Here is a 21,496-nt window from a genome sequence, read left to right as displayed (position 1 = left end):
ACCTCCTTTGCTACGTTGTGGCTCGTAGCGATTGCCATATTTATTGCACTTCATGTGCACTCCCATTCTTCCCGTTAAACTGTCCGAGGGTTAGACAGATGACAACTTGTAGTTGTAAAAAAACCCCCGGACTTTTCAGTGCGGGGGTTTTTTGTAATTTGTGGTTACCTTTCGCCCACAATACCCCGCGCGGTGCCAATAATGACCACGATAATCAGGGCTAGCAGTGCGTTGATATGAGCGAAAAGGTTCATCTGTCTGTCGTTCTTTTTTCGTTAAAAAATGTTGTGTAATGTTCTACGAAATTGTTTGCGTCATTAGTGGTATCACACAATTCCGCTGCATGACAAGCAAAAAGTCATTCTTTTTTCACATTAACTCTCAATTGGGACGCGGTATATAACATAACCAACTAGATAAAACATTTGTTTACAGAGTGTTCAAAAAATTGAGGAACGTATGGGGCTGGCAATCATTCATAGTCGAGCAAGCGTCGGGGTGCAAGCGCCATCGGTTAGTGTAGAAGTTCATATCAGCAACGGCATGCCAGGGTTTACCTTAGTAGGCTTGCCAGAGACAACGGTAAAAGAGTCCAAAGATCGCGTACGCAGTGCGATCATTAATTCTAACTTTCAATTTCCTGCTAAGCGGATCACCGTGAACTTGGCTCCGGCAGATCTACCCAAGGAGGGAGGACGTTTTGATCTTCCTATTGCATTGGGAATTTTGGCCGCTTCGGATCAAATCGCGACAGATAAGCTCAAAAACTACGAATTTGTTGGTGAGTTGGCGCTATCTGGTGGTCTAAGACCTGTAAAAGGTGTGCTGCCTGCTGCGCTGGAAGCCAGTAAGATTCAACGTCATTTGGTCGTCCCACATGTGAATGGCGATCAGGCGGCGCTAGTGGGGAAGGAACAACATAAATCGGCCCAATCATTACTGGAAGTATGTGCCGAGCTTTGTGGTCAACATCGACTGAATCTTTTTCAAACGCCTAAGCGAAAAACGATCGAAAAACATGGTCGAGACTTACAAGATATTATTGGCCAACAACAAGGTAAGCGAGCACTGGAGATTGCTGCCGCTGGAAACCACAACTTACTTTTCCTTGGCCCGCCAGGTACTGGAAAAACGATGTTGGCTTCGCGTTTGTGTGACTTATTACCGGAAATGAGTGACGAAGAAGCAATGGAAACCGCTTCGGTGGCATCGTTGACTCAGAGTGAAATTAATGAGCATAACTGGAAGTCGCGTCCGTTTCGTTCTCCGCATCATTCAAGTTCAATGGCGGCATTAGTCGGCGGTGGTTCGGTACCCAGACCAGGGGAGATCTCTTTAGCCCACAACGGGTTATTGTTTCTCGATGAAATGCCCGAATTTGATCGTAAAGTTCTAGACTCGTTACGCGAACCGCTCGAATCTGGCGAGATCATTATCTCTCGAGCGCAAGGTAAAACACGCTTTCCGGCTCGCTTCCAATTAGTTGGAGCATTGAACCCAAGCCCGACAGGATATTACGAAGGCAATCAAGCGCGCACCAATCCACAAGCTATTTTGCGCTACCTTGGTCGATTATCTGGACCACTGTTAGATCGCTTTGATATGTCTTTAGAAATCCCAGCTTTGCCCAAAGGGACATTAGCAGAAGGTGGTGATCGCGGTGAGCCGACTGCTATCGTAAAAGCGCGTGTGAGCCATGCGCGTAACAATATGCTAAACCGCAGTGGTAAGGTCAATGCACTGCTAGGTAGTCGAGAAATTGAGGCGTTTTGTCCCTTGCATAAGATTGATGCTGAGTTTCTTGAAACCGCTTTGCATCGTTTAGGACTCTCTATTCGTGCATATCATCGTATTATCAAAGTGGCGCGAACAATCGCCGATCTGGATGGGGCGGAGCAAATTGAACGAACGCACTTGGCCGAGGCACTTGGGTATCGAGCGATGGACCGTTTACTGAAACAGCTTACGGCGCAAGCGGTATAGAGACATGCAAAATGTCATCGCAACAAGTGTTGTGAGCGCCTTGTTGCGATGAAGGACGTTAGAAGGTGTAGTTGAGACCAAGCGACAATAGGTACTCTTTCTCCTCATAAAACGTGATATTCGAGTCAGTTTGGCTATAGCCGGCTAAAGAAATGAACGACCAGTCTTGCCAGTCAAATACGTTTTGATATTCGTAGGCCGCAAATAGGCTGATGGTGTCGTCATTTCGTGTTTTAGCAAAAGTTTGGCTAGCTCCTTGATAGTCTTTCCATGCATAACCCGCGGTGAGAGCCAATCGATGGCGATTGATAAATTTAAACCAGCTGATGTCAAACCCGTACGAATCAAATGATTCCGCCTTACCGTCGGCATCTTGATTGATGTAGGTGAAAGCGGGTTGCAACATAGACGTTTGGTTGAGTGGAATGCGATAGTCGCCTTTGACATAGTAAAGGTTAGCATCGCGAGCAAGTGAGCGGTCTGTCACTTCCTCCTGCTCGATGTCTTTATCAGCATAAGCAAGATCAAGGTTGAAGTTCTTATCAATTAACCCTTTGATCTGAAAGCGATACGCATTGCCGTCAACATCCGTCTCTTTACGTGCGGTTCCTACTTGATAAGGGTTGCGCCAAGTTTCGCCTTTGAGTACCGTCGGCAGATAGGAAACATCGAGCACGGTGCCAGATTGTAGCTCGTGTTGATAGCCCAACTGAAAAGCGAGTGTACCTACCGCGACATCTGAGCGTGTGGTACCGGCGTAAACTTGGTGGTTGAGTCGGCTACCAAAGGTGTATGTCACACTCCCTAGCGGTGCAGCGATAACGGAACTGTCACTATCGGCACGCTTATCGAGAGAATCGATGGTGTTACTATTTTCTGTATTGAAATTGGATTCTGATGATATGAATCCGGCATTCAGCGAAATTTCACCGCCAAAACCTGCGGTTTCAGCGAGTTGAGCCTGAGCAGAACTGACGACAAAGGCCAAAGGCAAGAGAAGTAGCCTTGGTTTCATTCGTTATCTCCTTGTTGTCGAATGAGTGGTGCACATATTGGTTGCGGTAACAAATCTGACCATTTCCACGCATGTTCCAATGTGGCAAAGGCGCAGTATAATTACACGCTGTTTTATTCTTCACACATTATCACTGTTGTTTGACTATCATGTTGGCATATTTGTTATTTTTTTTTAACGCTTCTTTTGTGATTCTCAATTCTGCGGTTTGTTCACTCGCAATTTGTGTTATCGCTGTATTTAAAATATTGCTTCCTGGCGTAAAGCTAAAAGCACTAGCGACCGTTTGTGCCAATAAGGTGATGTGGTTATGGGCTACCGTTAATGCGTGCATTCTGGCGGTATCTAACCGTGTTGAGTGGGATGTTCAGGGCGGTGAAGCGCTTAAAAAAGACGGGTGGTATCTGCTGATCAGTAATCATCTCAGTTGGACAGATATTGTTGTGCTTTGCTGCGTGTTTAAAGACCGTATTCCCATGCCGAAGTTTTTCCTCAAGCAACAACTGCTGTATGTGCCTTTCATCGGGATGGCGTGTTGGGCGCTCGATATGCCATTTATGCGTCGCTATTCGCGAGAGTATCTGATCCGCAATCCTCATAAGCGAGGTCAAGATTTAGAGACGACACGTCGCTCGTGCGCTAAATTCAAACACACTCCAACCACAGTGGTTAACTATGTCGAAGGAACCCGATTTACCGAAGAAAAGCAGCGTAAGAGTAAAGCAAACTATCAATATTTGCTGCAACCAAAATCGGGCGGGATTGCGTACACGTTAGCGGCGATGGGGGAACAGTTCGAGAGCATTATCGACGTTACGTTGGCGTACCCAGAAAATACGCATAAACCGTTCAAGGATTTATTGATGGGCCGCATGAGCAAGGTGGTTGTGCGTGTAAATGTGTTACCCGTTGATGAACGAGTGCTCGGTGATTACTTCAACGATAAGCCCTATAAGCGGCAATTTCAGCAATGGCTGAGTGATGTGTGGCAAGAAAAAGATCGGTTACTACAAGAGATTTACAAGTAAACAAAAGGGGAGCGACGTGCTCCCCTTTTGATTGATATCGATGTGCTTATTTTAGTGTCAGCAAGTAGTTCACCAGAGAGAAGTACTCATCCATCGTTTTGATGCTTTGTGCTTGAACTAGGTATTTGTTGTTAACGATAACCGCAGGAACGCCGGTTAGACCGCTGTTTTCAAATTGCTTGTCCATACGGCGAACCATTGAATCAACCGCGAAGCCTTTGAATGCAGAATCGAATTTTTTCGCATCTACACCTTCATCAAGGAAGATTTGACGAAGTTCTTCATCATTACGTGGTGCTTTCTTTAGATTGTGGATGCGGTTAAACATCACTGGCACCATTTTGTCTTCCACTTTTAGTGCAACCATCGTTGCGTAGGCTTTGCTCATTGATGGGCCCATGTTGCCACCCATGAAAGAAACGTGGTTTTTTAATAGCTTAGTACCTTCTGGCAACTGCTTTTTCAGTTGCTGGATAACCGGTTCAAAGCTATTACAGTGCGGGCAGTAGAAAGAGAAAAACTCCGTCACAAGAGGTTTTTTTGATGCCTCAAGATCCAATACTTTGTAATGTTCACCTTCTTTGAATTGCGCTGCATGTGCCGACAGGCTTAACATCAGCATAGAAAACAGTGCGAACAGTTTTTTCATCGAAATATCTCCATTTTTGAATTTTTGGCCTGACTTACCATTGAGGCATTAAAGACAGCGGTGCTTCTTCTAAAGCGGCGATCTGCTCTTTAAATGCAAGGACCTGACCTTCCCAGTATTTTGGCTCATTAAACCATGGAAAAGCGAGAGGAAATGCAGGGTCATGCCAACGTTTTGCTAGCCATGCCATATAGTGCACCATTCGTAGACCGCGAAGTGGCTCGATTAGTTTCAATTCTGCAGGATTAAAGTCGCAAAACTCTTGGTAAGCCTCTAAAACAATATCCAACTGCATCAGTTTGTCTTGGCGTTCACCGTTCAATAGCATCCATAAGTCTTGTACTGCAGGGCCGTTACGAGCGTCATCCAAATCAACAAACATAGGGCCATCTCGCCACAAAATATTGCCTGGGTGGCAATCGCCATGCAAACGAATGATATTGAAGCCTTCTTGCCAGTGGCTTTCAATTGATTTGATCAGCATATCCAAGTCATTGAAGAAGCTGTTCTCCAAGTGCATTGGAATCATATTGGCGTTTTGCAGAATCTCTCTTGGTTGATACAGGTATTCTTGTAAGCCGATCGTAGGGCGATGTTGGAACGCTTGGCGGCTGCCGACTTTATGGATGCGGCCAAGGAAACGCCCTACACCTTCGAGCTGATCTAAATTGTCAACCTCGTATTGGCGACCACCCACGCTATCAAACAGCGCAAAAGCATAGCCTTGATAGTGATGCAGGGTTTCACCGTTGATGCGCACAGGAGGTGCGACGGGGATCTCATTGCCAATCAGCTCTAAAGTAAAGTCGTGCTCCTCTTGGATCTGTTCATTGCTCCAACGTTCAGGACGGTAAAACTTGACGACATAACGACGACGCTCTTCGTCAGTAAATTGATAAACACGGTTTTCGTAGCTATTGAGGGGAAGAAAGCCTGATTCTGCGCGAACGCCGATGCTTTCTAACGCGTACCACATAAAGTCTGGGGTAAGGGCGTCAAAGTTAAACATACTTTGGGACATATAAACAAAAAGGCTCATTACTGAGCCTTTTTCCGTTAGTCACTGAAGTAGCACTATAGTTTTTTAATAAAACGGCTTTCTACTTCAATGGTGAATTCGTTGCTCTTATCGGTGAGTATAAACTGAATTGTCGTAATCGCAGAGTTTAGCTTGTCAGGATCGGCACCAAGACTCATTGGCAGGTTTAATACCTCACCTGGCTGGACCTGAATTGTCTGCTTACCATACCAGCTTACATCGGATAGCCCTTCAACATCCAACGAGTACTCTTGCACTTGCTGAGTTTTGTTGATCACTTTGAGGGTGTAGGTGTTTTCTACTTCTCCCGAGCTATTAACGCGGAACAGTTGGTTACGGTCGCGAATAACACTCATGCCGGCTGGGTCTACCGCTGCAATTTGGGCAAAGAAAAGACCGACCATGACGAGTAGTACGGCACCATAGCCTAGCAGCTTCGGACGCATGACTTTGGTACTCTTACCCGATAAGCGATGTTCGGTGGTGTAACTAATTAGGCCTTTCTCGTAGCCCATGCGATCCATGGTGTTGTCACACGCATCAATACAGGCGCCACAGTTGATACATTCATACTGCAAGCCGTCACGAATATCGATACCTGTTGGGCACACCTGCACACACAAATCACAATCAATACAATCACCCAAACCAAGCTGCTTTGGATCGGCTTTACGCGGACGTGGGCCACGTTTTTCCCCACGTTTTGCATCGTAGCCAACGATGAAGGTGTCTTTATCAAACATGGCAGACTGGAAGCGCGCGTAAGGACACATGTGAATACACATGATGGAACGCATCCAACCAGCATTACCATAAGTACAAATGGCAAAGAACATTACCCAAAAGACGGGCCAGAAGTTGGCGTTAAAGGTGAAAAAGTCGATAACCAATTGCTTCATTGGCACGAAGTAGCCAACAAAAGTAAAACCAGTGGCGAGTGCAATGGCAAACCAAGCTATATGTTTGACGGTTTTACGCATCGCTAAATTCGCCGTCAGCTTATTGGAGTCTTGTTTGCGGCGTTTATTGGCACTACCTTCCAGCTTCTCTTCAAACCAGATATACATGAAGGTCCAGACGGTTTGTGGGCAGAGATAGCCACACCAAACCCGACCCAAGAAGGTGGTAATAAAGAACAACCCAAACGCCGCGATCACAAACAGCAAGGCGAGTAGGGTAAGATCTTGTGGGTACAGGGTGGTACCGAAAAAGTTGAACTGCTGGTTGCCAATATCAAGCAAGATCGCTTGACGTTCACCGTAAGGAATCCACGGTATCAAAGCGAAGAGAAGCAGTAAGAACCAACCACCGTAACGACGCAGTTTCTGGTAAGTCCCTTTGCTTTCGCGTACATAGATGCGATTACTTGGGTTGAACCGATCCCCGTTTCCTTTATGGGTTTTGGGATTATAGGTTTTAGGAGTCACATCTTTGATATCGATCTTGTCCTGACTCATGCACTCATCCTTCTTAGGCTTTTATAATGTACGGCGTCATTTCTATTGATGTCGCTCGATGACATTGCTGCTCGTTCCGTCATAAAGATGACCGAACATAATTATTTTAGTAAATACTGATGAACGGCGATTATACAATCAATAACAATTCCGTTTCTTTAACGCAGTCAATGTTTAACAACAAAAATCAGTACAGTTAACCTGATAATTGGCTGAACAGTTATAACCAATTGTGGGACTAAAAACTTTGGTTATAAAAAAGCGACTCACAGAGAGAGTCGCTTAAAGAATACTGGCTGTTGAGCTAGTTATTTGATGATGCCACGAGCGCGTAGGATCGCCGTTTTAAAATCGTCCTCTTGGTCTTTTTTGAGTCCAGGGATCATTTCATCTTTGCTGCTATTACGCATTTTAAGGTGGTAGATCAGTACATCGTCGGTCAGATCTTCTAGCTTTCCTTTATAGCCTGCTTCTTTTGCCAGCTTAACGATGAACTGCAAGAGGTTCAGCTCTTGATCTTTATGCCATTCAGGCTCTAGTAGCTCAAGCAGCTCTTCAATGCGATGACACTTCATTTCTTTCTCCACAGAATTTATAGGTGTAATTAGCAGTAAAGGTACCAAATTGCTTTGCTAAGACCAAATAGGAAAAACGATCTCTTTCACTGTAGTTTGTTCTAAGTCTTTGAAGCTTTATGAGTCGCGTGCAAAGAAAAAAGCGCAGCTGGCGCCGCGCTTTTGATTAAGCTGCTTTGATAACTTTGGCCGGAACACTCGACATCATTGCTGTCTTCTCAACCAATGTCATTGCTGGCGCAACTTGCTTTGCCTTTGGTGCAGTAGTAAAGCCACTGCTGCGGCGCATTGCACTAGTATTAGTGTGTGCGAACCTGACTGTTGTTGGGCGCATTAATTTACCTAACTGTCAGGCATATCCATTGCCGATGTAATGGCCTGAATCATTATGAGCTAGGCTCCAACAAGATTGAAGAATCACTCTTCTGGCTCTCGCCAATCCAGTTAATGAGTCAGGAATACCGATATGCATGCATATCAAGTGTAAGATTAGCATCCTTGTAATAATTGGTCGATAGTTGAGCAATTGAATTGTTTAGATTTTGTCATTTTGTCGCGATGTTCGAGGCAATTTTTGTTTGCTCCCACGATCAGCAGTAGTAGTATGAGATCTCGATGAAGGAGGTGCCTATGTCATTTTTGAAGAAGACACTTGCCAGTTTTGGGATTGGGAGCGCGAAGGTCGACTCAATCTTAAACCAAGACGTGCTATACCCAGGTCAAAGTGTGGATGTGTCGATCCATGTATATGGTGGTGCGACTGAACAAGCGATCGACAACATTGATTTAAAACTCTGTTGCCGCTACATCGCAGAAGCCCCTGATGACCGTGGTGCGCGAGAAGGACACAGCATGCGCCGAGTACCTCAAACTCATGTGCTTGCTAAGTGGAGTCTCCCTTACGCATTTACCATCCATTCCGGCGAAGAGCGTACCTTCGATGTTAAGCTCGATGTGCCTTGGAACACGCCTGTCACCATTGGTGATGCCAAAGTATGGTTAGAAACTGGCTTAGACGTTGCTGCTGCTTTGGATCCGACTGATAAAGACATCCTCACCGTCCGACCTGATCCACTGATGGATGCGGTACTATCTGCATTTGAAGCGCAAGGTTTACGAATTCGCCAGGTGGAATGCGAGGAAGTGAAAGGATTCGATCTACCATTTGTGCAAGAGTTTGAACTGGTGCCAACCGACGGACCTTACCACGGCGTGTGGCGCGAATTAGAATTTGTTGCCCACCGCAGTGAGCAAGAGCTCAAGTTGTGGTTTGAAGTTGACCGCACACGCAAGGGGCAAGGTGGCATGCTCGCGAGCTTACTGGGTAGTGGCAAACTCAAGCGAGAGCTGACCATCCCTGCCACGACTAAGCCAGATCAAGTTGGCGAACTGGTACTCAATTATCTCGATCAAACTACTGCCGTTCATGAGTCTTAATTTAAGCTTACACGTGTAAGCCTAATGTGCCATACTAGAGCAAATTTCAAACTCTAGTATAGGCGCATTGATGTCCGAGCTGCAGAAACCTCAATACAGTCAACGTGAAGAACTGGCCAATACCATCACCCACGGTATAGGGATGATTTTTGGTATTGTTGGCTTGATACTGCTGTTAGTTAAAGCCATAGACCATCAAGCTGACACTTTAACGCTTACCAGTATGGCGATTTATGGTGCGAGTATTATCGTGCTATTTTTGGCCTCGACGCTCTATCATGCGATCCCTCATCCCAAAGCGAAACGTTGGCTAAAAACCTTCGACCACTGTGCTATTTATCTTTTGATAGCAGGCAGCTATACCCCTTTCTTGTTAGTCAGCTTAAGAACACCTCTAGCATTTGGGTTGATGATCGTTATTTGGAGCATTGCGTTGATCGGCATCATCATGAAAGTTGCGTTCGTCTATCGATTTAAAAAGCTTTCTTTGATGACGTATTTGGTGATGGGATGGTTATCGTTGATTGTGATTTATCAGTTGGCGATCAACTTGGATGTCGGCGGACTTACACTGCTTGCCGCTGGTGGAATTGTGTATTCACTGGGCGTGATTTTCTACGTTGCGAAGCGCATTCCCTTTAACCATGCGATTTGGCACGGCTTTGTTTTGGCTGGCTGCGTGTGCCATTTCTTTGCTATTTATTACTTTGTTGAGCCTATCTAGCCGATAGGCTCAACAAAGAATATTAAACACGTATTAGCGAGTTTTTACCTCTAGCACTTTGGCAGAAAACTGGTATTGCTGTGATTGCGGTACAGCCAGTTTTATGCTCTTACCTTGCTCCGCTTGCTGAGGTCGCAGGTAGGTATCCGCCATGCGCTTGATGGATTGCCAAACAGTCACGTTTTCTTTTGCCAGTTGCTGACCAGACATATCAAACACTTGCACCTCAACTTCCACTTGAATGACAGATTGAGAGCTTTGGTTAGTGATTGATGTAGGTAAAACAAGCTCACCGCTTTGATAGCTTGCTGAACCAATCAATACATCCACACCTGAATCTGATAGCTGCATGGTTGGCTTTTTGGCGTTTACCACCACGGTCGTGCCAACGGTTTTCGTTATCACTGGGATTGTCGCAATCGCAGGAGCTGCGATTGTTTCAACTACGCTTGCTGTTGTTTGTGTCTCCGTCGCTTGCTGCGCCGTTTTTTTCATGACGTATTCCCAGGTAAAGTCATCGTTCAACTTCACTTCTCGACCATCGGCTAAAGTGATGACCTCGGCGGCGTATGTGGATGAGGCGGCAAGTAGGGTCGCCAGAGTAATCCATGTTTTCATTGTTATACCTTTTAATTAGAGTCTGCTTAGCGGCGCCAAAACGCAGGAAAGAACAGTACAAGAATAGTCAGAATTTCCAAGCGGCCCATTAACATCCCAAAGCTTAAGAGCCATTTGGCAGTATCGGGCAGAGGCGCGAAGTTGCCTGTCGGGCCAATCACACTACCCATACCAGGGCCAACATTGGCAACGGCGGTGATTGAGCCAGAAATACTGGTCACAGGGTCGAGGCCAAGAGCACTTAAACAACCCGCGATAAAGATAATGGTGATAAAAAACATCAAGCCAAATGCCACCACTGAGCGAACAATATCATCATTCACCGGTCGCTGGTTATAACGCTGTACAAACACCCCTGAAGGGTGAATCAACTTCATCATTTGTTTGTTTAGCAGCGTCATTGCAATTTGGAAGCGGAAGATTTTGATCCCGCCAGACGTTGAGCCTGAGCATGCCCCCGCCATCATTAAGAATGCGAAAAGAGTGGTGGGTAATGCGCCCCATGCGGTGAAGTCTTCTAAGCCAAAGCCAGTTGTGGTGACGACAGAGACAATATTAAACATCGACACTCGCAGGGCATCCAAAATGGTGTACCCATCTCGAATCACTAACCAAGCTGAAATCACTAAGCTTGAGAATACGAACAGGTACGCAAATCCTCTAACTTGAGCGTCGTTAACCAACACATCAATACGGCGTTTACGTAATGCGGCGATAAAGAGCAAAAACGGCAAACCACCTAAGAACATAAAGGTAGTGGCCACCCAATGTGCGCCATTAGAGAAGTGGTTCATTGACCCATCAGATGTAGAGTATCCACCCGTCGATAGCGTAGTAAAGGCATGGTTGATTGCTTCGAACAGGTTCATGCCGGTGATCAAGTAGCCCAAAATACATAGGCCCGTTAGCATCAAATAAACCGCTACGATGTTTTTGGCGACCGTTTTCGCTCTTGGACTACTTTTATCCGACCAATCTGATGATTCGGTTTGGAATAGCTTCATACCACCGACATTCAGCATAGGTAACACTGCTACCGCCATCACGATAAAACCAATGCCACCAAGCCATTGTAAAATAGAGCGCCACAGCAATATGCTCGGCGCCATGTTGTCTAGGCCACTGAGCACCGTTGAGCCCGTCGTGGTGATACCCGACATCGTTTCGAAGTAGGCGTCGGTGAAGCTGATGTGGTTGATAAACACAAATGGCAAGGCGGCAAACGCACTCGCGATGGTCCAAACCAAACTGGTGATGAGGAACATATCGCGTACGCTGAGTTTGAACTTGGCGGTTCGACCTATCGTTAGGCAGATGAAGGCGGCAAGGTGCGTGATCACAACGGCTTGGGCGAAATCGAGGAATCCCCCCGTACCGGTAAAGAAAGCGACCAAAGTCGGCACGTACATAAACAGGGCCAGTTTGGATAAAACTAGCCCGATAACAAACAGTACGGGACGTAAGTTGACCATAGGAAAATCCTAGAGGAAGAATGGACTCGGTTGGAATAGCGCTTCGACGTCTGATACGTATTTTTTGTTGACCAGGAACATCACCACATGGTCATCCTGTTCGATGACCGTACGGTCGTGGGCAATAAGAACTTCTTCGCCACGAACGATAGCACCAATGGTGGTCCCAGGTGGAAGTTTTATATCTCCAATCGCACGTCCAACCACTTTAGATGTACTTTCATCACCGTGAGCGACGGCTTCAATCGCTTCCGCAGCGCCGCGGCGAAGTGAGGATACGTTTACGATATCAGCGCGACGAACGTGCGTTAGCAAGGCTGAAATAGTGGCTTGCTGAGGTGAGATTGCTACATCAATTACGCCGCCTTGTACCAGGTCTACATAAGCGCCACGTTGGATCAGCACCATCACTTTTTTAGCGCCCATGCGTTTTGCTAACATTGCAGACATGATGTTGGTTTCATCTTCGTTGGTCAGCGCGATGAAGACGTCGACTTGGTCGATGTTCTCTTCCGAGAGAAGCTCTTGGTCTGCCGCATCACCGCAGAACACGATGGTGTTTTCTAGTTGCTCAGAGAGCTTTTCTGCACGCTGGTAGTTACGCTCAATCAGCTTCACGCTGTAAGTTTGCTCTAGGCGTTTAGCCAAGCTTGCGCCGATGTTACCCCCGCCAACAATCATGATGCGGCGGTACGGTTTTTCTAGACGCTGAAGCTCACTCATCACTGAGCGAATATGATTACTTGCTGCAACGAAGAACACTTCATCGTCGGCTTCAATAATCGTGGTGCCTTGTGGGCGAATCGGGCGACCCTGGCGGAAAATAGCCGCCACACGGGTATCGATGTGCGGCATGTGCTCACGCAAAGCAGACAGCGCATTACCCACCAGCGGGCCACCATAGTAGGCTTTCACCGCCACTAGGCTGACTTTCTGTTCAGCAAAGCTCACCACTTGCAGCGCGCCTGGGTATTGGATCAGACGTTCGATGTAGCTCGTGACGAGTTCTTCTGGTGCGATAAGGTGATCAACAGGAATAGCGCCAGATTTAAACAGGGCTTCTTTTTCTGCCAAGTATTCTGGAGAGCGAATACGCGCAACGCGGTTTGGGGTATTGAATAGAGTGAACGCGACCTGACAGGCGGCCATGTTGGTTTCATCAGTGTTGGTTACTGCGACGAGCATATCGGCGTCTTGCGCGCCAGCTTCGTGTAGCACGTCTGGATGGCTCGCATGGCCATTGACCACACGTAGGTCGTATTTGTCCTGCAATTCACGCAGTCGGTCGGCATTATTGTCGACGATGGTGATGTCGTTGTTTTCACCCACTAGGTTTTCTGCCAGTGTGCCGCCAACCTGACCTGCACCAAGAATAATGATCTTCATACTCTTTTCTCGTATCTGAAAAAGGCGATTGAAATCACTTCAATCGCCCTATTTAGCATGCTGTTACGCGTGTGTCTTAGTTAGCACTGCGTAGTAGAAACCATCCATATCTTCTTCGCCTGGTAGAATTTGACGACCAGGCTGGTCGGGATCAGAATCCAGCAGTTGCGCATCCGCGGTACGTGCTAAAAACGCTTTTACTTGCTCCACGTTTTCTTGCGGTGTGATTGAACAAGTCGCGTAAACCATGGTGCCGCCCGGCTTCAGTTGCGTCCACATGGCATCAAAAATTTCACTTTGCAGCTCTGCTAATGCGGCGATGTCGTCTGCACGACGTAGCCATTTGATGTCTGGGTGACGACGAATCACGCCAGTCGCAGAACATGGGGCATCCAGCAAAATGCGATCAAATTGCTCGCCTTGCCACCATTCTTGTGGATTACGCGCATCACCGCAAACCACTTTTGCCTGAAGGTTGAGACGCTTCAGGTTTTCATGCACACGTTTCAAGCGTGTGTCGTCGCAGTCAATCGCGACCACTTCACTGCCCGACGTGCGCTCTAGAATGTGCGCAGTCTTGCCACCTGGCGCAGCACAGCAATCTAAAATCCGTTCGCCGTCTTGTGGTTTTAGGTAGTTGATCGAAAGCTGCGCCGCCGCATCTTGTACCGAAACCCAACCTTTATCAAAACCAGGTAGCTTCATCACGTCACATGGTGCGGCCAATTTTATGGCGTCCATTGCTTCTGTGTGTGGCGTGCTATCAATGTTTTCATTTTTGAGCAGCGCAAGGTATTCATCACGAGTGTGGTGTTGATGGTTCACACGCAGCCACATTGGTGCTTTTTGGTTGTTCGCTTCAACAATACTTTCCCATTGCTTTGGGTAGGCCTCTTGCAGCAGTTTTAGTAACCAGCTTGGGTGACCGTACTTGCCAGCGTTGTTGCTGACGGCCATTTGGTCGAGTTCTTCTTGGTTGCGCTGGTAGTTACGCAATACCGCGTTAATCAAACCACGCAGACGAGGACCTTTCAGCTCTTTAGTGCCTTCAACCGTTTCACCGACTGCTGCGTGCGCAGGAATACGCATGAAGCTCAGTTGGTAAATACCAACCAGAATTAGGTGATGGAATACACGTTGTTTGCCTTTTAGCGGCTTATCCATCAATTGGTTTGCGATCATTTCTAGGCGAGGTAGGTAACGTAGCGCACCGTAACAGATCTCTTGTAACAGAGCGTGGTCACGAGGTCGTACCGTTTGTTGAGCCGCTGGAAGAGCGCTTGAAAGTGAGTGGCCCTTGTCGACGACAAGATACAGGACGTTAGCAGCCGCAGCGCGAACATTCATGATGAGTACCTTAAAGTAAAGGAGGGCATCTCTGCCCTCTAAAAGTTCGTATAATCGGGGATAATAACCCCTAGTATGGCTTAAACCAGCAGAGTGCCAACTTCAAACCAAGCCGCACGCGAATTCAGAATATCCTGAACTGACATGGCTTTTTTGCCAGGAACTTGCAGTTGCTCTAGCACCAGTACGCCGTTGCCTGTCGCAACATAAATACCGGTTTTATCTGCTTGTACGATGGTGCCGGCTGGCTTGTCACTGGTTTGCTCTGCCACACGGCTTTGCCATACTTTGATGCTGTTTTCTGCCGCCTCAAAGTGGCTCATTGGCCATGGGTTAAATGCACGAACGCAGCGCTCAATGTGCGCCGCATCGTCGTTCCAGTTGATGCGTGCTTCTTCTTTGCTGAGCTTTTTCGCATAGTTCGCTAGCTCATCGTCTTGCTTCACTGGCACTGCTTTACCCGCAGCAATGTCTACTAGGCAGTCAATCAGGGCTTCTGGACCAAGCTCAGCCAATTTTTCGTACATTGAAGCGCTGGTATCTGTCGCTTCGATTGGCAGAGTTGCAATCTTCAGCATATCACCAGTGTCGAGACCGATGTCCATCTGCATGATGGTCACGCCAGTTTCTGCATCGCCCGCCCAAATAGAGCGTTGGATTGGAGCCGCACCACGCCAACGAGGTAGGATAGAACCATGTACGTTGATACAACCCAGTTTAGGGGTATCAAGAACCGCTTGTGGCAGCAGCATACCGTACGCCACGACAACCATGAGGTCGGCGTTCAGATCGGCAAGTTCTTGTTTCGCTTCGTCGGACTTAAAGCTTTCAGGTTGGTAAACCGGGATGTTGTGTTCCAGCGCCAGTTGTTTTACCGGTGGCGCAGCCAATTTCTTGCCACGACCCGCTGGACGATCTGGGTTTGTGTAAACCGCGATGACTTCATGCTCCGAAGACAACAACGCCGCCAAGTGACGGGCGGCGAAATCCGGAGTACCTGCAAAGACAATACGTAAAGACTGACTCAAGGTAGACTTCCTTCTAATTGGTATGGTTCGAGATTAAGCGTTTTGCTGCTTCTCGTTAAAGCGTTTGATTTTTGCTAGCTTGTCCTGAATGCGTTTGCGTTTCAGTGGTGATAGGTAATCCACGAATAGCTTACCTTGTAGGTGATCAAGCTCGTGTTGAATACAAATCGCTAGCAGGTCGTCGGCTTCAAAGGTGAACTCTTTGCCATCACGATCCAGTGCTTTAACGGTAACTTCTGCAGCGCGAGGCACAAGTGCGCGTGCACCTGGTACCGACAGACAGCCTTCTTCGATGCCATCTTCGCCACGCTTTTCCAGAATCTCAGGGTTGATTAGCACCATCGGCTCATCGCGAGTTTCTGAAATATCAATCACTACGATACGTTTGTGGATATCAACCTGCGTTGCAGCAAGGCCAATACCTTCTTCGTCGTACATGGTTTCAATCATGTCATCGACGATTTTTTGAATCTCAGGTGTCACCGCTTCAACAGGCTTTGCGACTGTGCGCAGGCGATCATCCGGGAATGTTAATACTTGTAATACAGACATATTCACTCGAAATATTGAACTGTGCCGAAACAGCACAAACCTTGTTGGCTCAATTCTAGACATTTTATAGCCTAAATGACAGCATCCTTGCACCAATTTCCATTCTGGTTCCTGCTTAATAGACCAAGGACGAGGGTCATGAATCGAATTTTCCGCAACGTTGCCAGTGTTACGTTGCCGTTACTTTTCTCTTTCAACGCTGTAGCAAATGTGGATGCGAACCCACTGACAGTTAAAGATGATGCGCCACAAACGTATGTAGTCGTGAAGGGCGATACGCTATGGGATATTTCGGCCATGTACTTGGATAGCCCGTGGTTGTGGCCTCGTTTATGGCAAGTAAACCCGGAAATCGACAACCCTCATTTAATTTATCCTGGAGACAAGCTGTCTTTGGTGTGGATTAACGGTCAGCCCGTGTTGAGCCTAAAACCGGTTAAGAAGCTGAGCCCGAAAGCTCGCATCACAGAAAAGAAAGCCGTACCAACGGTCGCGGAAGGTTTGGTGATGCCTTACCTCAAATCGGATCGGTTGCTAGATAAAGATTCGTTGAACAGAGCAGCAAAAGTGATGGGTAGCAGCAAAGGCAGTAAGTATCTGACTGCAGAAGATGTGCTGTATATCAATGGCAATCAGACCGCGACAGGTTGGGCTATTTACCGACCAGTAGCTACCTTTTCGCGTGACGATGTGTCCGAAGAGATTACCGCGCTGCGTTTGATTGCCAAAGGCGAGCTCGTTGAAGCTTCGAGTGATTATTCAGGTTTGAAGCTTACATCGCAAATGCAAGAAATCCTACGTAACGATATCGCGTTGCCAAATCAATCGGTTGAGAATACTGACTTCACGACTACGTTCTATCCGCTGCCGTCGCCACAAGGCAGTTCTGCAAAGTTGCTAGGTAATATCGAAGGTATTCGCTTTAGTTCAACTAACCAAGTCGTGGTGATTGATAAAGGCACGTCAGACAATCTCAAGCAAGGCAGTGTGTTTGATTTAAAAGAAGACGCGCACCCAGTTTACAAAGACGGCGATGAGTTCAAGAAAGAGTTTGGCGTGCTTGATAAGAAAATCACTTTGCCTCAAAGCAAAGTTGGTGAGTTGCTGGTCATTCGTCCTTATGAGTACTTTAGCTTGGCACTGATCACTAACAGTACGAAACCCATTAACCAAGATATTTCGGTGGTGTCACCGTTGGCGGACGAATTAACCATCGATGAATCGACGAAATAACGATGATCTCGCTGCCTGGTTAAAACTGAGTTGTTTACCAGGCATTGGCGGCGTCAAAATGAATAAGCTACTGGCAAGAGACACGCCATGTAACATCGTAAACTTCTCTCCTGAACAGCTACAACAACTTGGGTTAACAACTAAGCAAATTCAAGCTTGGGCTTCAACAGATAAAGAAGTCGATGCTTGTTTAAGCTGGCTTGAGGCTTCTACAAACCATCATATCCTGACACTGACTGACCCGCGTTATCCACCTCAACTCAAACAAATCGTTGCACCGCCACCTCTACTTTTTGTTCAAGGAAACCCTACTTGTCTTTCTCAGCCACAAATCGCGATGGTTGGCAGTCGAAATGCGAGTATTGATGGATTACAGCATGCACGTCAGTTTGCTGCAGAGTTTGTTCAGCACGATTTTATTGTCACCAGTGGTCTCGCTTTAGGCATTGATGGTCATGCGCATGATGGTGCGTTGCAAGCGGGTGGTAAGACGATTGCGGTGCTAGGATCTGGCTTAGAAAATATTTATCCGGCACGTCATCGTGGTTTAGCGCAACGTGTTATTGAACATGGGGCTTTGGTGTCTGAGTTTCGGCCTAATGCCAAGCCGCGCCCAGAAAACTTCCCGCGTCGTAATCGTATTATTAGTGGATTATCGCTTGGTGTGCTGGTCGTCGAGGCGGCGAAAAAGAGCGGCTCGTTAATTACAGCTCGTTACGCGCTTGAGCAAGGTCGAGAAGTATTTGCGCTGCCAGCGTCAATCAATGCCCCCAATGCCTGCGGTGGAAACCAGTTGATACGTCATGGCGCTTGCCTCGTAGAAAAGACGAAAGATGTCTTAGATGAAATACAGTCCTTGCTTGATTGGTCTATTAATCAGAGTACCGATTTATTTTCTACGTTAAATGATGAAGAAGAATTGCCATTTCCTCAGCTGTTAGCTAACGTAGGAAGTGAAGCTACACCGGTTGATATTCTTGCAAACAGGACCAATATACCTGTCCAAGAAGTCATGATGCAGCTCTTAGAGTTAGAACTCTCTGGGCATGTCGTTGCGGTTTCAGGTGGCTATATTCGAAAGGGGAGGGGCTAGCTATGATGATGGATATACTGATGTATCTATTCGAAACCTACATCCATAGCGATGCAGAGTTACAGGTCGAACAAGACGAGTTGGAAGAAGAATTGCTTCGCGCTGGCTTCCAACAAAAAGATATCTATAAAGCCCTTGTCTGGTTAGAAGAGCTCGCAGCGCTGCAGCAAAGTGATACATCTTCTGCGATTTCGGCTTGTATCGCGTCATCATCGACTCGTATCTACACTGTGAAAGAGATACAGCGTTTGGATTTGGAGTGCCGAGGTTTTTTATTGTTCCTTGAGCAAATCAATGTATTGACGACAGAAACTCGTGAAATGGTGATTGACCGAGTGATGGGGCTAGAAACGAGCGAGTTTGAGCTTGAAGACCTCAAATGGATCATTTTGATGGTGCTGTTTAATGTGCCTGGTAATGAAAACGCTTATACGCTAATGGAAGAGCTGTTGTACACCAAAGAACAAGGGATTCTTCACTAACCCAATCTAGGCAAGTTCGAGTTTAGCTAGCAAGAACGCGAGCTTGTCTTTTGGTGTGTTTTTCACGAAACGGTAAGTATGAGTAGTAAAATCGACAACACCCTTTTCTCTGCCCATGAACACGCATTGGAACACGAGCCGTGTCCTAAATGTGGCAGCGAGTTGACCCTCAAACATGGCAAACACGGTCCCTTTCTTGGCTGTAGCCACTACCCAAGCTGTGATTACATCAAAGCCCTGCACAACAATGATGGACACATCGTCAAAGAGCTTGGCGTTCCTTGTCCAGATTGTGGTAACGAGTTGGTATTACGCCAAGGGCGTTATGGCATGTTTGTTGGTTGCAGTAACTATCCGGCGTGCCATCATATTGAGTCGATTAATCAACCTGAGCCAGAAAAGCAGTCGCAAGAGCACCACGCGTGTCCTGAATGCGGTAAAGGTCATTTAGTTGAACGTAAGACGCGTTTTGGTAAAACTTTCTACGCATGTGATAACTACCCTAAATGCAAATTTGCAGTGAATCTCCCTCCGGTAAAGGGGAGGTGCGAAGAATGTGGTTTTACGTTGTTGGTGGAGAAGAAACTCGCCAGTGGTGTGAAATTGCAATGTGCCAACCGTAAGTGCCAGCACACTCAACAAGGGTAAATACATCAAAGGAATTAAAAAGGGTCGCATCGTGCGACCCTTTGTGGTTTTTGGGGCTAGATTTTAGCGTTGTGCTTGTTTCGCAAACTCGTGCACGGCTGGGAATGTCATTGGATCTAAGACCTTCGCGAGAGCGCACAACCTACGGTGCAATTCTCCTGGGTAGTCACCGCATACGTTGATGTGACCCATTTTGCGCCCTTCGCGCTTCTCTTTGCCGTACCAATGGATGTGACAACCATCCATGGCGAGCAGCGTTTCTGGCAACGTATCTTCACCAAGAATATTCACCATTGAGGTTTCACGAACCAATTTCGTACTACCTAATGGTAAGCCGCATACTGCGCGCAGATGGTTTTCAAACTGACACGTTTCTGCACCTTGCTGTGTCCAGTGACCAGAGTTGTGCACGCGTGGAGCAATCTCATTCACTAAAAGTGCCCCATCGACATCAAAGAACTCAAGCGCTAATACGCCAACGTAATCTAGGCTATCTGCGACAGCCGTGAACATTTGCTTTGCTTGTTCCTGTAACTCTGGCGCATCAATCGCAGTAGAAAGACTCAATACACCGTTGGTGTGAACATTCTCTGCCAGAGGGTACACTTCCACATTTCCATCTTTGCTTCGAGCACCAACTAGTGATACTTCGCGGTTAAAAGGAACAAACTCTTCAGCAACAATCGCTTGAGTTGGTGTTGCCGCGATGCACTCTGCCATCTCAGTCCAAATGTCGTCGACTTGAGAAGCTTCTTTTAAGCGCCATTGGCCTTTACCATCGTAGCCACCCAATGCACTTTTCAGAACCATTGGCATACCAACGTGTTCAATTGCGCGCTCAAAGTCTTCACGAGTTTCAATGACGTAGTATTTCGCGTTGCGCACGCCAGCATCATCAAGCAGTGCTTTTTCAATACGGCGATCACCACCTGCTTTGATGGCTTGCGTACTTGGTAGGAATTTGCCGCTCGCTTCGCAAACCTTTAGCACGTCATGTGGAATATGCTCGAACTCGGCAGTAATCACATCAACTTGCGTAATCGCATTTTCCAAGCCATGGCCAAGTACCTGTTGAGTTAAAGGGTGAACGACATCACCGCTGCTGACATCGTAAGCTGAAATTTGAATATTCAGTGGCGCACCAGCCAGAGACATCATACGAGCCAACTGACCCGCACCAAGAACCAGTACATGCATCTGATTAATCCTCTGCAGGGTTTGGATTTGCGAGAACTGTTTCCGTTTGCTCATTACGGAATGCTTCTACCTTCGCCATGATGTTTTCATCATGAGTGCCTAGGATTTGCGCTGCTAGGATACCGGCGTTTGCTGCGCCCGCTTCGCCAATCGCCAATGTACCAACCGCAACTCCCTTTGGCATCTGTACAATAGAGAGCAGTGAATCCATACCTTTCAGTGCACGAGACTGAACGGGAACCCCAAGCACTGGCAAACTAGTAAACGCCGCCGCCATACCTGGTAGGTGGGCTGCACCACCTGCGCCTGCGATGATAACTTTGATGCCGCGTTCTTTTGCGCCACTAGCGTAGTCAGCCAGTAATTGAGGAGTTCGGTGTGCTGACACGACTTTTGTTTCGTAAGGCACGCCAAATTGATCTAGCATGTCCGCTGCTAGTTTCATGGTTGGCCAATCGGATTTAGAACCCATGATGATACCGACTTTCATCTCAAACTCCTTTAAGCTGCAAAAATTAGGTGAGCTATAAATT

22 protein-coding genes are annotated in these 21,496 nt (G+C 47.0%); 8 read left to right on the top strand and 14 right to left on the bottom strand.

Features of this window, described 5'->3' with window-relative positions:
- Positions 1–459: 459 nt before the first annotated feature.
- A complete protein-coding gene (locus CAG68_RS07375) occupies positions 460–1,983 on the top strand; it encodes a YifB family Mg chelatase-like AAA ATPase (RefSeq protein ID WP_086047110.1) in 1,524 nt (507 codons plus the stop codon).
- A gap of 58 nt (positions 1,984–2,041) precedes the next feature.
- Here CAG68_RS07375 and CAG68_RS07370 read toward each other — a convergent pair whose 3' ends face one another.
- On the bottom strand, positions 2,042–2,998 hold the full coding sequence (locus tag CAG68_RS07370; protein WP_054729808.1) for a DUF2860 domain-containing protein: 957 nt from the start codon (positions 2,996–2,998) through the stop codon (positions 2,042–2,044).
- A 149-nt stretch (positions 2,999–3,147) separates the two neighbouring features.
- Between CAG68_RS07370 and CAG68_RS07365 the strand changes: the two genes are divergently transcribed.
- On the top strand, positions 3,148–4,026 hold the full coding sequence (locus CAG68_RS07365; RefSeq protein ID WP_086047109.1) for an acyltransferase: 879 nt from the start codon (positions 3,148–3,150) through the stop codon (positions 4,024–4,026).
- A gap of 46 nt (positions 4,027–4,072) precedes the next feature.
- Here the strand turns inward: CAG68_RS07365 and CAG68_RS07360 are convergent, their stop codons facing one another.
- From CAG68_RS07360 to CAG68_RS22125, 5 genes are all read right to left on the bottom strand, one after another.
- Complete coding sequence (locus CAG68_RS07360; protein ID WP_005379036.1) at positions 4,073–4,675, bottom strand: thiol:disulfide interchange protein DsbA/DsbL; 603 nt, start codon at positions 4,673–4,675, stop codon at positions 4,073–4,075.
- 34 nt (positions 4,676–4,709) lie between these two features.
- Positions 4,710–5,696: a serine/threonine protein kinase gene (locus CAG68_RS07355; protein ID WP_031777274.1), complete on the bottom strand. Its 987-nt coding sequence runs from the start codon at positions 5,694–5,696 to the stop codon at positions 4,710–4,712.
- Between the two features lie 53 nt (positions 5,697–5,749).
- Positions 5,750–7,171, bottom strand: a complete 1,422-nt coding sequence (gene ccoG, locus CAG68_RS07350) for a cytochrome c oxidase accessory protein CcoG (RefSeq protein ID WP_033906581.1) — start codon at positions 7,169–7,171, stop codon at positions 5,750–5,752.
- A 308-nt stretch (positions 7,172–7,479) separates the two neighbouring features.
- Positions 7,480–7,746, bottom strand: coding sequence for a YihD family protein (locus CAG68_RS07345; protein WP_005379040.1), 267 nt, complete (start codon positions 7,744–7,746; stop codon positions 7,480–7,482).
- A gap of 166 nt (positions 7,747–7,912) precedes the next feature.
- The gene (locus tag CAG68_RS22125; RefSeq protein ID WP_202599884.1) at positions 7,913–8,080 is read right to left on the bottom strand and encodes a hypothetical protein; all 168 of its coding nucleotides are present in this window, start codon (positions 8,078–8,080) and stop codon (positions 7,913–7,915) included.
- 296 nt (positions 8,081–8,376) lie between these two features.
- Here CAG68_RS22125 and CAG68_RS07340 point away from each other — a divergent pair, with 296 nt between their 5' ends.
- Both CAG68_RS07340 and trhA read left to right on the top strand, forming a co-directional pair.
- Positions 8,377–9,183, top strand: a complete 807-nt coding sequence (locus CAG68_RS07340; protein ID WP_005379045.1) for a sporulation protein — start codon at positions 8,377–8,379, stop codon at positions 9,181–9,183.
- A 70-nt stretch (positions 9,184–9,253) separates the two neighbouring features.
- Positions 9,254–9,907, top strand: a complete 654-nt coding sequence (trhA, locus tag CAG68_RS07335; protein WP_005379047.1) for a PAQR family membrane homeostasis protein TrhA — start codon at positions 9,254–9,256, stop codon at positions 9,905–9,907.
- A 33-nt stretch (positions 9,908–9,940) separates the two neighbouring features.
- Here trhA and CAG68_RS07330 read toward each other — a convergent pair whose 3' ends face one another.
- The 6 genes from CAG68_RS07330 to def all read right to left on the bottom strand — a co-directional run bounded on the left by CAG68_RS07330 (position 9,941) and on the right by def (position 16,310).
- Positions 9,941–10,525, bottom strand: coding sequence for a DUF3157 family protein (locus CAG68_RS07330; protein WP_017821574.1), 585 nt, complete (start codon positions 10,523–10,525; stop codon positions 9,941–9,943).
- A gap of 26 nt (positions 10,526–10,551) precedes the next feature.
- Entirely contained in the window at positions 10,552–11,997 is a 1,446-nt protein-coding gene (locus CAG68_RS07325; RefSeq protein WP_017821575.1) for a TrkH family potassium uptake protein, read from the bottom strand.
- Between the two features lie 9 nt (positions 11,998–12,006).
- Positions 12,007–13,383 carry a Trk system potassium transporter TrkA gene (trkA, locus tag CAG68_RS07320; RefSeq protein ID WP_005379062.1) on the bottom strand — a complete coding sequence of 459 codons (1,377 nt, stop codon included), beginning with the start codon at positions 13,381–13,383 and terminating at the stop codon, positions 12,007–12,009.
- Between the two features lie 63 nt (positions 13,384–13,446).
- Positions 13,447–14,730, bottom strand: a complete 1,284-nt coding sequence (gene rsmB, locus CAG68_RS07315; RefSeq protein WP_086047108.1) for a 16S rRNA (cytosine(967)-C(5))-methyltransferase RsmB — start codon at positions 14,728–14,730, stop codon at positions 13,447–13,449.
- A gap of 80 nt (positions 14,731–14,810) precedes the next feature.
- Positions 14,811–15,758, bottom strand: coding sequence for a methionyl-tRNA formyltransferase (gene fmt / locus CAG68_RS07310; protein WP_005379066.1), 948 nt, complete (start codon positions 15,756–15,758; stop codon positions 14,811–14,813).
- 33 nt (positions 15,759–15,791) lie between these two features.
- Positions 15,792–16,310, bottom strand: coding sequence for a peptide deformylase (gene def, locus CAG68_RS07305; RefSeq protein ID WP_064368875.1), 519 nt, complete (start codon positions 16,308–16,310; stop codon positions 15,792–15,794).
- 138 nt (positions 16,311–16,448) lie between these two features.
- Between def and CAG68_RS07300 the strand changes: the two genes are divergently transcribed.
- The 4 genes from CAG68_RS07300 to CAG68_RS07285 all read left to right on the top strand — a co-directional run bounded on the left by CAG68_RS07300 (position 16,449) and on the right by CAG68_RS07285 (position 19,766).
- Positions 16,449–17,543, top strand: coding sequence for a LysM peptidoglycan-binding domain-containing protein (locus CAG68_RS07300; protein ID WP_017821578.1), 1,095 nt, complete (start codon positions 16,449–16,451; stop codon positions 17,541–17,543).
- Entirely contained in the window at positions 17,527–18,636 is a 1,110-nt protein-coding gene (dprA, locus tag CAG68_RS07295; RefSeq protein WP_054579448.1) for a DNA-processing protein DprA, read from the top strand. The genes CAG68_RS07300 and dprA overlap by 17 nt, the downstream gene beginning before the upstream one ends.
- Before the next feature lie 2 nt (positions 18,637–18,638).
- Positions 18,639–19,118, top strand: a complete 480-nt coding sequence (locus CAG68_RS07290; protein WP_054729811.1) for a DUF494 family protein — start codon at positions 18,639–18,641, stop codon at positions 19,116–19,118.
- Positions 19,119–19,196: 78 nt separating this feature from the next.
- Complete coding sequence (locus tag CAG68_RS07285) at positions 19,197–19,766, top strand: DNA topoisomerase family protein (RefSeq protein WP_005386647.1); 570 nt, start codon at positions 19,197–19,199, stop codon at positions 19,764–19,766.
- Between the two features lie 63 nt (positions 19,767–19,829).
- On the opposite strand, the gene CAG68_RS07280 is transcribed toward CAG68_RS07285, so the two are convergent.
- On the bottom strand, positions 19,830–20,963 hold the full coding sequence (locus CAG68_RS07280) for a 5-(carboxyamino)imidazole ribonucleotide synthase (RefSeq protein WP_033906573.1): 1,134 nt from the start codon (positions 20,961–20,963) through the stop codon (positions 19,830–19,832).
- Positions 20,964–20,967: 4 nt separating this feature from the next.
- Positions 20,968–21,453, bottom strand: coding sequence for a 5-(carboxyamino)imidazole ribonucleotide mutase (gene purE, locus CAG68_RS07275; protein ID WP_033906572.1), 486 nt, complete (start codon positions 21,451–21,453; stop codon positions 20,968–20,970).
- Between the last annotated feature and the right edge of the window lie 43 nt (positions 21,454–21,496).

The organism is Vibrio sp. V42_P2S4T144 (assembly GCF_009904715.1).
Taxonomy (GTDB): Bacteria; Pseudomonadota; Gammaproteobacteria; order Enterobacterales; family Vibrionaceae; genus Vibrio; species Vibrio alginolyticus.
Note: the sequence above shows the minus strand (reverse complement) of the source record. Positions and strands in the feature narration are given on the sequence as shown.

Excerpts from the sequence above, each read along its gene's own strand:
- CAG68_RS07375 (WP_086047110.1), top strand. The coding sequence starts at position 460 with ATGGGGCTGGCAATCATTCATAGTCGAGCAAGCGTCGGGGTGCAAGCG.
- CAG68_RS07370 (WP_054729808.1), bottom strand. The coding sequence starts at position 2,998 with ATGAAACCAAGGCTACTTCTCTTGCCTTTGGCCTTTGTCGTCAGTTCT.
- CAG68_RS07365 (WP_086047109.1), top strand. The coding sequence starts at position 3,148 with ATGTTGGCATATTTGTTATTTTTTTTTAACGCTTCTTTTGTGATTCTC.
- CAG68_RS07360 (WP_005379036.1), bottom strand. The coding sequence starts at position 4,675 with ATGAAAAAACTGTTCGCACTGTTTTCTATGCTGATGTTAAGCCTGTCG.
- CAG68_RS07355 (WP_031777274.1), bottom strand. The coding sequence starts at position 5,696 with ATGTCCCAAAGTATGTTTAACTTTGACGCCCTTACCCCAGACTTTATG.
- ccoG (WP_033906581.1), bottom strand. The coding sequence starts at position 7,171 with ATGAGTCAGGACAAGATCGATATCAAAGATGTGACTCCTAAAACCTAT.
- CAG68_RS07345 (WP_005379040.1), bottom strand. The coding sequence starts at position 7,746 with ATGAAGTGTCATCGCATTGAAGAGCTGCTTGAGCTACTAGAGCCTGAA.
- CAG68_RS22125 (WP_202599884.1), bottom strand. The coding sequence starts at position 8,080 with ATGCGCCCAACAACAGTCAGGTTCGCACACACTAATACTAGTGCAATG.
- CAG68_RS07340 (WP_005379045.1), top strand. The coding sequence starts at position 8,377 with ATGTCATTTTTGAAGAAGACACTTGCCAGTTTTGGGATTGGGAGCGCG.
- trhA (WP_005379047.1), top strand. The coding sequence starts at position 9,254 with ATGTCCGAGCTGCAGAAACCTCAATACAGTCAACGTGAAGAACTGGCC.
- CAG68_RS07330 (WP_017821574.1), bottom strand. The coding sequence starts at position 10,525 with ATGAAAACATGGATTACTCTGGCGACCCTACTTGCCGCCTCATCCACA.
- CAG68_RS07325 (WP_017821575.1), bottom strand. The coding sequence starts at position 11,997 with ATGGTCAACTTACGTCCCGTACTGTTTGTTATCGGGCTAGTTTTATCC.
- trkA (WP_005379062.1), bottom strand. The coding sequence starts at position 13,383 with ATGAAGATCATTATTCTTGGTGCAGGTCAGGTTGGCGGCACACTGGCA.
- rsmB (WP_086047108.1), bottom strand. The coding sequence starts at position 14,730 with ATGAATGTTCGCGCTGCGGCTGCTAACGTCCTGTATCTTGTCGTCGAC.
- def (WP_064368875.1), bottom strand. The coding sequence starts at position 16,310 with ATGTCTGTATTACAAGTATTAACATTCCCGGATGATCGCCTGCGCACA.
- CAG68_RS07300 (WP_017821578.1), top strand. The coding sequence starts at position 16,449 with ATGAATCGAATTTTCCGCAACGTTGCCAGTGTTACGTTGCCGTTACTT.
- dprA (WP_054579448.1), top strand. The coding sequence starts at position 17,527 with ATGAATCGACGAAATAACGATGATCTCGCTGCCTGGTTAAAACTGAGT.
- CAG68_RS07290 (WP_054729811.1), top strand. The coding sequence starts at position 18,639 with ATGATGATGGATATACTGATGTATCTATTCGAAACCTACATCCATAGC.
- CAG68_RS07285 (WP_005386647.1), top strand. The coding sequence starts at position 19,197 with ATGAGTAGTAAAATCGACAACACCCTTTTCTCTGCCCATGAACACGCA.
- CAG68_RS07280 (WP_033906573.1), bottom strand. The coding sequence starts at position 20,963 with ATGCATGTACTGGTTCTTGGTGCGGGTCAGTTGGCTCGTATGATGTCT.
- purE (WP_033906572.1), bottom strand. The coding sequence starts at position 21,453 with ATGAAAGTCGGTATCATCATGGGTTCTAAATCCGATTGGCCAACCATG.